The organism is Janthinobacterium violaceinigrum, from assembly GCF_009208555.1.
Lineage (GTDB): Bacteria > Pseudomonadota > Gammaproteobacteria > Burkholderiales > Burkholderiaceae_D > Janthinobacterium > Janthinobacterium violaceinigrum.
Genome location: NZ_WFLI01000031.1, coordinates 65,708 through 74,603, shown reverse-complemented (window position 1 = coordinate 74,603; position 8,896 = coordinate 65,708). Strand labels below are relative to the sequence as shown.

Sequence of the window (8,896 nt, the reverse complement as noted above, 5' to 3'; positions counted from 1 at the left end):
CGCGTGAGGCCCGCGTGACGCCATCAGGAGGCACGCCTGGACGTCAGCGCCGCCGCCGTGCCCCGAGGCCGGCCAGCGCCGCCAGGCCCGCCGCCAGCAGGGACAAGGTGCCCGGCAGCGCCATGGGCGTGACGCCGGGCACGTAGGCCAGTTCGGAGCTGTTCAGCATGTTCAACACCAGCGTATAGCTGCCTGCCACGAGGTTGTCCGTGACGGCGCCGTACTGCCCACCGCAGTTCTTGCCGATGCCCGTGCCCGTGGGGGCGCCGCAGCCGCTGGGGTCGTAGGTGAACACGCTGCCGCTGGTGAGCGGCGTTTGCGCGTAGCCCGTATTCAGGCTGGCGGCGTCGGCCAGTTCGGTGCCGCCCAGGATGCCCGAGCCGAGGTTGCCGTCGGGTGCCCAGTTGAAGACGATCTGGCCATTTTCATCGATGATGGTAAACGTCATGGCCATGTTGGTGGTGGCCGCCGAGCCCGTGCCGGCCAGGGCATCGAGGTACAGCTGCATGAAGGGCAGGGCCTGGAACTGGAAGGCCAGGGTGGCGCCCGGTTCGCCGACGACGAAATTGACGGCCATCGCCGTGCTGGAACCATTGCGGCCCGAGGCGTCGGCACTGCCGCCGCCCGTCAGGAAAGTTTCCGCCGCATTCACGGTATGCGTGCTGGTCGAGCCGGGCGGGAACGGGGGAATTTGCGAGCTGACGATTTGCGCGTCGCCGCGCGCATACGAGGCATTGCCCATGCCTTGCTGCGTAAAATCATTCTGTCCCTTGCTGACGGCGCCCCGTGCCGCCTGCAGCGCATCGATTTCATTGCTGCCGCCATGGATGACGCTGCTGCCGTTGAGCGTGGCGGTGGTGCGCGATAGGTCGACATTGCTGATGAGCGTGGTGGAGCCGACGGGATTGCTGATGACCAGGCCAAAGACACTGGTGTATGAATAACCGTAGGCGGCTGCGCTGGCGCCGCCGTGACCGGCCAGCAACAGCAGGGCGAGCAGGGCGGCGGGAAATCGGGTGCGGGAAAAAGTACTCATGTAAATCCTTTGGAAATCCTTTCTGCTCGGACGCCAGCACGGCGGCCACTTGCTGCATGGCCGCCGCGCTGTAAGGAAAACCGACAGGGTTCAGCATGAAAAAGGCGAGGTCAGCCCCTCGCCTTTGCATTCCCCCGTCGCCGGGTTCAGGCGGCAACCTTGCGGCGGCGGGCATAGCCCAGGCCTGCAAGTCCCAGGCCCAGCAAGGCCAGGGTGCCTGGTTCCGGTGTCGCTTGCTGTTTCACCAGGTCCACGCTTTCCACGGCATTCAGGGTCAGGGTGTAGTTGCCTGCCGTTAAAGCATTGCTGACGGCGCTGAAGTTGCTGCCGCAGCCCGTGCCCACGCCCGTGCCCGTGGGCGTGCCGCAGCCGGAAGGGTCGTAGGTGAACAGATTGCCGCGCGTGAGGAAGTTGGTCGCCAGGCTGGTGTTCAGGTTGGCGCCATCGGCGCTCTCCGTGCCGCCCGAGATGCCCGAGCCGACCACGCCGTCGGGCGTCCAGTTGAAGACCGTTGCGCCCGTCGAATCGGTGATGGTGAAGGTGACCACCAGGTTGGCCGTCGCCGTGGACAGGGAGCCGACATTGCTTTGCAAGAACACCTGCATGAATGGCGATGACAGGAAATCAAAGCTCAGCGTTGCCGTGGGCGAGCCCACTACGAAGTTGACGGAAAAGCCCGTGGTCGAGCCATTGCGTCCGGACGCATCGGCCGTGCCCGCAGGGTCAGCCAGGTGGACTTCGGCCACGTTGACGGCTTGCGTGGAAGTCGAGCCGGGCGGGAACGAGGGGAATTGTGTGCTGACGATCTGCGCGTCGCCGCGCGAGAAATTGCCAATAGGACCTTGTTGCGTAAAGTCGTTCTCGCCCTTGGTGACGGCGCCGACGGCGGCGCGCGGCGAATCGAGTATGCCGGGCCCGCCCTGGATGACGCTCACGCCGTTCAGGGTGGCCGTGCTGCGCGAGATGGTGGTGCTGTTCAGGGCCGTGATCGAACCCGTCGCGGCGGCGATCTGCAGGCCGAAGATGTTGTTGTAGGAATAGCCGTAGCCGCCCGCCTGCGCGCTACCGGCGGCGCACAGCATGGCCAGTGCCGCTGCGGCCGGGATCAGTTTTAAATGAGACCGTTTCATTTGGGTTACCTCACGTCATGGGGTTGAGTGGATTTCGTGCTTGAGTCCTGTCGGCAGGTGCTCATGGCCAGTACCTAGCGACTTCCATGCCAACGCATGAGGCTCTTTTGAAATCAATGACTTGGCGTGCTTTTATTGACGTAGTGCAGGCCCTGCCGCACGCGCTGTAAGAAAAACCGACGCTGCCCGTCAAGGCTGGCCGTCAGGCGGCAACGTGCCCAGCAGCGCATGCAGATGGGGCAGCAGGCGCTGCCCGGGCACATAGTTGCGCAATGCCGTGGCCAGCTGGCGCGCCGCCAGCCTGGCCCCGCCATCGTCGAGCATGCGCGTGGCGGCATGGCGCAGGGCGGTTTCCTGAAAGCGGTCGGCGCGCAGCAGCAGGCCGGCGCCGGCGGCCACGATGCCGTGCATATTGAGGAACTGGTCGAGATTGCCGGCGATGCCGATGACGGGCACGCCGGCCGTCAGCGCCTGCTGGCTGGTGGGGCTGCCGCCGTTGCAGATCACCAGGCTGGCGCGCCGGGCGGCCGCATCGCCCGGCAAGAAGGGCGCGACATAGGCGTTCGGCGGCACGGCATCGATGCGGATGGTGCCGGCCGTGGCCGCCAATACGGTGACGGGCAGCGGCGCCAGCGCGCGCAACACGCGCGGCAGCAATTGTCCCTGTCCGGAACTGCCCAGGGTGACGTAGATGATGGGCCGTCCGCTGCTCAGTTCCGCGTGCTGCCACCAGTCCGGCAAGTCGAGCGGCGGCGCCCAGATGATGGCGCCCAGGTAATCGTGCGTGGGCGGCATGGCGTGCGGCGGGAACAGTTGCGGAATATCCGCGTACAGGGTGCGGTCGGCATCCGTATAGATGCGCCGCAGGTCGCTGCCCAGCGACGGCAGGCCGTGGTGGCGGCGCACGCGGTTCAGGGGCACGGCGTGCGAGGCGAAGGCCAGCGGACGGATCAGGCGGAACAGGGGGGCGGCCAGCCAGATGGGCAGCATGCCGGTCAGGGGCAGGCTGGGCACCGTGTAGTGCGGGCGCACATAGGGGCTCCAGTAGGCATTGCTGACGGTGAGGTAGGGAATGCGCTGCAGGCGCGCGCTGACGGACAGCGACAGGCGGAAGTCGCCGATCACGAGATCGGGCTGGACGGCATTGAGCAGGCGCAGGTCGTCTTCCACATACGCGTGCAAGGTACTTTCCGTGTAGACGGGCTTGCCGTGGGCCAGCGCCTGCAGGAATTGCAGCGATGAAATACTGTCGATGCGCCAGCGCCGGAACGGGGTTTGCTTGAAACAAAAGTCATACCCATCGGCGCAGGCAAAATGCACCTCGTACACATCCTCGTCCAAGCCCTGAGCCAGGCTCAGGGGACGGCCGACATGGGCCAGGGTCACGGCCTCGGCCATAAAGAGGATTTTTTTGCGCGCCATCGCTGAGCTATCGCTTGCACTCGTGCCGGTGGGGATACGGTCAAGTTGGAGTGCCGCCGCGCCGATAAGTTCCCGTTGCCGCTTGCCCCTTGCGGGCGCCAGGATTTGGCCGCATCGGCTACAGTGGGGCAAAGGAGGCCACCATGCAGCCACATTTCCGTCAGACCCCGCTGCGTGCGCACAGCACGCCCGAACCCGATATGCCGCCATCGCCGGAAGGCGACCCCGTCACGCCGCCGCCGGAAACGCCGCCGCACATCGAGCCGGTGCCCGTCGAGGAGCCCACGCCGCCGCCACCGCCCGTCAAGATGCATTGAGCGCTTGTTGCGCTGCGGTGATGCTGCGCGGCGCCTGGCGCGCCGCGAGGTGCGTGCGCCTCAGTTATTTCCGATTGGAAATGAAAGGCGGGGGCGCCGTTCTCGCCACGCCATTTAAACAACAAAAAAGCCAATAAATGTTGCCGAGTGGATACAAATCAAGCTCTGACTGCCGAGTGTCATGCGGCCGTCACGATTCTGTTCTTATAATGAGACATCATAAAAATTCTTGTACAGGAGACCATCATGGGCAATTCCTTGCATAACAAAATCTACCTGGGCCGGCGCCCTGCGATCACCAGCAAAAACCTCGTGGCGCTGGCCCTGGCGGGCGCCGTGGCCGGTTGCGGACTGGCCTGGCTGCTGCTGCGCAGCTACAAATAAGGGCTGCTGCGCCCGCGTTTGCGCCGCCTGTCCGCGTGGCGGGCGGCGTTAGATTTGCGTTGCCTGTTGCCGATGCGCAGCGGGGCGCGTACCATGGGGGCCGAACACCTGGCCTTTTATGGAAAAGTAATGAAGAACGAGAAATTAACAACCGATGAATATGACGCGCTGGAGCAAGTTGCACGCGGCATCAAGACCGAGCGCCCCAGCGCTTGCGTTGCCCGCAATGCCAAGCGCCTGTCGGGCCTGAAGCTGCTCAGCTATGCACGCGATGGCCGCCTGTCCATCACCGAGAAAGCACAGCAGCTGCTGTTCCTGCGCCGTTGCATCATGGGCTTGCGCGCCGTGGCCGTCGATCCGCTGACCAAGCTGGACTCGGACGTGGCCTATTTCCTGGGCAAGAAAGCCCACATCGTGGCGCGCGCCGAAGGCGAGGGCCACGACATTTCCGACAAGGGCCGCGACTCGCTGGCCGACATCGACACCCTGGGCCTGTAAGGTCTGCAGCCGGCCCCTGGGGCCGGTTTTCACATCCCCCTCACTTTTATTTCCCCCTTGGAGAACACTTTGGACAGCGCGATGAACTGGTCGGCCCACGAACTGACGATGACGGTCCTGATGACGCCCGATATGGCCAATTTTTCCGGTAACGTGCACGGCGGCACCATCCTGAAATACCTCGACAGCGTCGCCTATGCCTGCGCCAGCCGCTATTCGGGCAGCTATGTGGTGACCCTGTCGGTGGACCAGGTGATGTTCCTGCAGCCTATCCACGTGGGCGAGCTGGTGACGTTCCTGGCTTCGATCAATTACACGGGCACGACGTCGATGGAAGTGGGCATCCGCGTGGTGACGGAAAACATCCAGCAGCGCCTGGTGCGCCACGCCAACAGCTGCTATTTCACGATGGTGGCCGTGGACGCCAACCGCAAGCCCGTGGCCGTGCCGCCGCTGGTGCTGGAGACGCCGGAGCAGCACGCGCGCTTCGAGCAAGCCAAGCTGCGCAAGCTGTCGCGCCAGAAGGTGTCGAAGAAGTAAATATGCGGGCATAAAAAAACGGCCACCAGAGCGATCTGGTGGCCGTTTTTTATTGCATGCCTAGCGGCAGCGGGAACCGTGATTAACGGTCGCCGTAGCTGCGGCGCGCGCCGTCGGTGCTGCGCGGGTTGGAACCCTTGTAGCCGCCGCCGGTGCTAGGAGCGCCGTCCTTGCGTGGTGCGCCCGGCTTGCTGAACGTGCGTTGGCCTGGCTTCGCGCCGCCACGGTTGTCGCCTGGTTTCCAGCCGCCTGGACGGGCGCTCGAACGTGGTGCCGATGCCGTTTTCTTCGGTTCGAAACCTTCGATGACATTGACCGGGATCAATTGCTTGGTGAAGCGTTCGATGCGCTTGACGTTCATGCCTTCAGCGTGGTTCACCAGCGAGATGGCCAGGCCATTGCGGCCAGCGCGGCCGGTACGGCCGATGCGGTGGACGTAGTCTTCCGGGAACTTCGGCAGATCGTAGTTGAACACGTGGGTGATGGTAGGCACGTCGATGCCGCGGGCGGCAACGTCGGTGGCGACCAGCACTTTGACCTGGCCGCGGCGCATGCCGTCCAGGGTGCGGTTACGCGCGCCCTGGTGCATGTCGCCGTGCAAGGCGGCAGCCGAGAAACCGGCGATGTTCAGACGGTCGGCGATGGTGTCGGCATCACGCTTGGTGGCGGTGAACACAACAGCCTGGTCCAGGGTTTCGTCGCGCAGCAGGTGGTCCAGCAGGCGATTCTTGTGCGACAGGTCGTCGACGAAGTGCACGCGCTGCGTGATGTTTTCGTGCTTGTTGCTCGAGCTTGCCACTTGGATGACCAGCGGGTTTTTCGTGATGCGGCGGGCCATATTGCCCACGACGCCGTCCAGGGTTGCCGAGAACAGCATCGTTTGACGGCCTTCCGGCGTCGCTTCCACGATCTTTTCGATGTCGTCGATGAAACCCATGTCCAGCATGCGGTCGGCTTCGTCCAGCACCAGGATTTCCAGTTGCGAGAAGTCGATCTTGCCCGAGTCCATGTGGTCGATCAGACGGCCAGGCGTGGCGACCAGGATCTCGGGATTCTTGGCCAGCAATTGCATCTGTTTAGGGTAAGGCATGCCGCCCAGGATCGACACAGCCTTGATGCGGCGGATGCCGGTGCTGTACTTGTCGGTGTTGGTGGTTACTTGCAGGGCCAGTTCGCGCGTTGGCGTCAGCACCAGCATTTTTGGCTGGGCAGCCTTGAAGCGTGGACGCTCGCCGCGGGCGCGCGATGCTTGCATTTCCTGGTTTGGCGTCTTGCCGGCGGCGCTTTGTTCGGCGCTGGCCAGTTTGTGCAGCGACGGCAGCATGAACGCTGCGGTCTTGCCCGAACCGGTTTGCGACGAGACCAGCAGGTCACGGCCTTCGATCGCGGCAGGAATCGCTTGCGACTGTACCGCGGTTGGCGCGGTGTAGCCCGATTCGGTCAGAGCGGCGAGGATGGACGGATGCAGGCCTAAGGATTCAAATGTCATTCTTTTTCTTTCGTGAAAATCAGCGTTCTTGCAAAAAGCAGAACGCAAAATAGCAACGCCAACCAAAACGAAATGACTCAACTAGAAAGAAATTTCGGCACAAAAGCTTTGCGCCGGGACGGTGTCAGGTGCGACACACAAGGCGGGAGGGCTTTATAAGCGGCATCCTGTGGATGCGCTAAGGCTTGCGAAGCTGCTAAGTTTGTAGTGCTTGACTGCGGTGTTGCCATCGCTTCAAAGGAACATATTGCAGCGCACAACGACACTATACCGTATTTGCTGCCGTTTTGCACGGTCTAAATGGGAAGAAACGCAAGTCCTACCACGTTTTGAACATGTTTCCTATGTGAAATCAGTAAGAATACGTAGTTTTTCACCGGTCAGGCAAGCATGGCGGCGATGTCGGCGGGCAGTGGTGGCGCCTGCGCCGCTTCCCTGGCCAGGTTGATGTGCCGGGCCGCCTGCGCCACGTCGATCAGGCTGCGTTCCAGCCGGTACGTGCCCTTGGCATGGAGCCACGCCAGCACGTCGGCCAGGTGCCAGATGGTGGTGCTGCCTTCATGCACGGGTGCGGGGAAACTGTGGCGGTGTTTGTTCATCAGCTTGTGCAGGTTTTGCCGGGACAGGCCCAGCACTTGCGCCACGTCCGTCAGGCCCACGAAGTCCGGCGCGGCCTCGATCAGGCGGGCGTGGGGCACGATGGCTTTCACGTCGGCCAGGGCGCTCAGCAGCGCTTCGCTGGCCGAGCTTGCGTCGCGCGTGAATTCCAGCGCCAGACGGCCCGCCTGGCCGATGCCGGCCAGTGCGTCATCGCAGCCGCCGCTGCCCAGGCGCTCGGCCAGCGCATCGAGGTCGGTTTCGTCGTCGGGCAGGCGGTATTTGAGGGTGAAGATGTAATCCATGATGGCTACCCCGTGGATTTGCGTTGCATGCAGTCGTGCATCAGCTTATTGAAAGTGCAATTGTCGACCACCCGCCGTATGGCCCGCGCGTGGTTGCCGGGATTTTTTGGCGTGCTCCAGATGCAGGCGATGCCGAATTCGCCGCAGCGGCAGCCGGCATCGTTGTACGGGCAACAGATCTTGCCCCAGGCATGGCTGCCGCCCACTTCCACGCGCCAGCCCTGGCTTTCCGCGTGGCGCAATGCCGCTTCGTTGTCTATCCTCGGGTGCGGGGAGCGCGCCATGCGATGCCTCCAATGTAGGTCGATATTCTGCGGTTGTCAAGTGACAACCGCAGAATATCGGCCATCACCGCCTCACTCTACTTCGGGATTGACGGCCATCACTTGCGAAAAACCGCCATCGACGTAGGTAATCTCGCCCGTGATGCCCGAAGCCAGGTCGGACAGCAAAAAGGCGGCCGTGTTGCCCACTTCCTCGATGGTGACGTTGCGGCGCAGGGGGGCGTGCTCGGCCACAAAGCCCAGCAGTTTGCTGAAATCCTTGATGCCGGAAGCGGCCAAAGTCTTGATGGGGCCGGCGGAGATGCCGTTGGCGCGGATGCCGCGCGGGCCCAGCGATTCGGCCAGGTAGCGCACGGACGCTTCCAGCGACGCCTTGGCTAGGCCCATGGTGTTGTAGTAGGGCACGGCGCGCACGGCACCCAGATAGGTCAGGGTCAGCACGCAGGCACCCGGGTGCAGCAGGGGCAGGGCGGCCTTGGCCATGGCGGGAAAGCTGTAGGCGGAAATATCGTGCGCGATGCGGAAGCTGTCGCGCGACAGGCCGTCGAGGAAGTCGCCGGCAATCGCTTCGCGCGGGGCAAAGCCGATGGCGTGCACGAGGCCATCGAGGTGTTCCCAGTGGTGCGCCAGGTCGCTGAAGACGGCGCTGATCTGTTCATCGCTGGAAACGTCGCAGTCGAACACCAGTTCGCTGCCGAATTCCGCCGCAAATTCCGTGATGCGTTCCTTGAAGCGTTCGCCCACATACGTGAAGGCCAGCGTGGCGCCTTCGCGGTGGCAGGCCTTGGCGATGCCATAGGCGATGGAGCGGTTGGACAGCAAGCCCGTGATGAGGATTTTTTTGCCTTGCAAGAAAGCCATGACGACTCCTGTCTGGGTAGGTGGGCGGATGTG

11 protein-coding genes are annotated in these 8,896 nt (G+C 63.4%); 4 read left to right on the top strand and 7 right to left on the bottom strand.

Annotation, left to right across the window (positions count from 1 at the left end):
• Nucleotides 1-43 precede the first annotated feature (43 nt).
• The 3 genes from GCN75_RS22000 to GCN75_RS21990 form a co-directional block, all read right to left on the bottom strand.
• The gene (locus GCN75_RS22000) at nt 44-1,036 is read right to left on the bottom strand and encodes an EDSAP-1 family PEP-CTERM protein (protein WP_152284291.1); all 993 of its coding nucleotides are present in this window, start codon (nt 1,034-1,036) and stop codon (nt 44-46) included.
• Nucleotides 1,037-1,182: 146 nt separating this feature from the next.
• Nucleotides 1,183-2,166, bottom strand: a complete 984-nt coding sequence (locus GCN75_RS21995) for an EDSAP-1 family PEP-CTERM protein (protein ID WP_152284290.1) — start codon at nt 2,164-2,166, stop codon at nt 1,183-1,185.
• Between the two features lie 189 nt (nt 2,167-2,355).
• Nucleotides 2,356-3,564 carry a glycosyltransferase gene (locus GCN75_RS21990; protein WP_226941515.1) on the bottom strand — a complete coding sequence of 403 codons (1,209 nt, stop codon included), beginning with the start codon at nt 3,562-3,564 and terminating at the stop codon, nt 2,356-2,358.
• Nucleotides 3,565-3,731: 167 nt separating this feature from the next.
• Between GCN75_RS21990 and GCN75_RS29290 the strand changes: the two genes are divergently transcribed.
• The 4 genes from GCN75_RS29290 (at nt 3,732) to GCN75_RS21980 (ending at nt 5,327) form a co-directional block, all read left to right on the top strand.
• A complete protein-coding gene (locus GCN75_RS29290; protein WP_193317600.1) occupies nt 3,732-3,905 on the top strand; it encodes a hypothetical protein in 174 nt (57 codons plus the stop codon).
• Between the two features lie 246 nt (nt 3,906-4,151).
• The gene (locus tag GCN75_RS29285) at nt 4,152-4,289 is read left to right on the top strand and encodes a hypothetical protein (RefSeq protein ID WP_193317599.1); all 138 of its coding nucleotides are present in this window, start codon (nt 4,152-4,154) and stop codon (nt 4,287-4,289) included.
• A 129-nt stretch (nt 4,290-4,418) separates the two neighbouring features.
• Nucleotides 4,419-4,787 carry a hypothetical protein gene (locus GCN75_RS21985; protein ID WP_101481986.1) on the top strand — a complete coding sequence of 123 codons (369 nt, stop codon included), beginning with the start codon at nt 4,419-4,421 and terminating at the stop codon, nt 4,785-4,787.
• 81 nt (nt 4,788-4,868) lie between these two features.
• Nucleotides 4,869-5,327, top strand: coding sequence for an acyl-CoA thioesterase (locus GCN75_RS21980; protein ID WP_034750191.1), 459 nt, complete (start codon nt 4,869-4,871; stop codon nt 5,325-5,327).
• Between the two features lie 82 nt (nt 5,328-5,409).
• On the opposite strand, the gene GCN75_RS21975 is transcribed toward GCN75_RS21980, so the two are convergent.
• The 4 genes from GCN75_RS21975 to fabI all read right to left on the bottom strand — a co-directional run bounded on the left by GCN75_RS21975 (nt 5,410) and on the right by fabI (nt 8,863).
• Nucleotides 5,410-6,816, bottom strand: coding sequence for a DEAD/DEAH box helicase (locus GCN75_RS21975; protein ID WP_071322891.1), 1,407 nt, complete (start codon nt 6,814-6,816; stop codon nt 5,410-5,412).
• Between the two features lie 380 nt (nt 6,817-7,196).
• Nucleotides 7,197-7,718, bottom strand: a complete 522-nt coding sequence (locus GCN75_RS21970) for a helix-turn-helix transcriptional regulator (protein ID WP_152284288.1) — start codon at nt 7,716-7,718, stop codon at nt 7,197-7,199.
• A 5-nt stretch (nt 7,719-7,723) separates the two neighbouring features.
• Nucleotides 7,724-8,002, bottom strand: a complete 279-nt coding sequence (locus GCN75_RS21965) for a hypothetical protein (RefSeq protein WP_152284287.1) — start codon at nt 8,000-8,002, stop codon at nt 7,724-7,726.
• Between the two features lie 72 nt (nt 8,003-8,074).
• A complete protein-coding gene (gene fabI / locus GCN75_RS21960; RefSeq protein WP_152284286.1) occupies nt 8,075-8,863 on the bottom strand; it encodes an enoyl-ACP reductase FabI in 789 nt (262 codons plus the stop codon).
• Nucleotides 8,864-8,896: the final 33 nt, after the last annotated feature.

Excerpts from the sequence above, each read along its gene's own strand:
- GCN75_RS21995 (WP_152284290.1), bottom strand. The coding sequence starts at position 2,166 with ATGAAACGGTCTCATTTAAAACTGATCCCGGCCGCAGCGGCACTGGCC.
- GCN75_RS29285 (WP_193317599.1), top strand. The coding sequence starts at position 4,152 with ATGGGCAATTCCTTGCATAACAAAATCTACCTGGGCCGGCGCCCTGCG.
- fabI (WP_152284286.1), bottom strand. The coding sequence starts at position 8,863 with ATGGCTTTCTTGCAAGGCAAAAAAATCCTCATCACGGGCTTGCTGTCC.
- GCN75_RS21965 (WP_152284287.1), bottom strand. The coding sequence starts at position 8,002 with ATGGCGCGCTCCCCGCACCCGAGGATAGACAACGAAGCGGCATTGCGC.
- GCN75_RS21970 (WP_152284288.1), bottom strand. The coding sequence starts at position 7,718 with ATGGATTACATCTTCACCCTCAAATACCGCCTGCCCGACGACGAAACC.
- GCN75_RS21975 (WP_071322891.1), bottom strand. The coding sequence starts at position 6,816 with ATGACATTTGAATCCTTAGGCCTGCATCCGTCCATCCTCGCCGCTCTG.
- GCN75_RS21990 (WP_226941515.1), bottom strand. The coding sequence starts at position 3,564 with ATGGCCGAGGCCGTGACCCTGGCCCATGTCGGCCGTCCCCTGAGCCTG.
- GCN75_RS21980 (WP_034750191.1), top strand. The coding sequence starts at position 4,869 with ATGAACTGGTCGGCCCACGAACTGACGATGACGGTCCTGATGACGCCC.
- GCN75_RS22000 (WP_152284291.1), bottom strand. The coding sequence starts at position 1,036 with ATGAGTACTTTTTCCCGCACCCGATTTCCCGCCGCCCTGCTCGCCCTG.
- GCN75_RS21985 (WP_101481986.1), top strand. The coding sequence starts at position 4,419 with ATGAAGAACGAGAAATTAACAACCGATGAATATGACGCGCTGGAGCAA.
- GCN75_RS29290 (WP_193317600.1), top strand. The coding sequence starts at position 3,732 with ATGCAGCCACATTTCCGTCAGACCCCGCTGCGTGCGCACAGCACGCCC.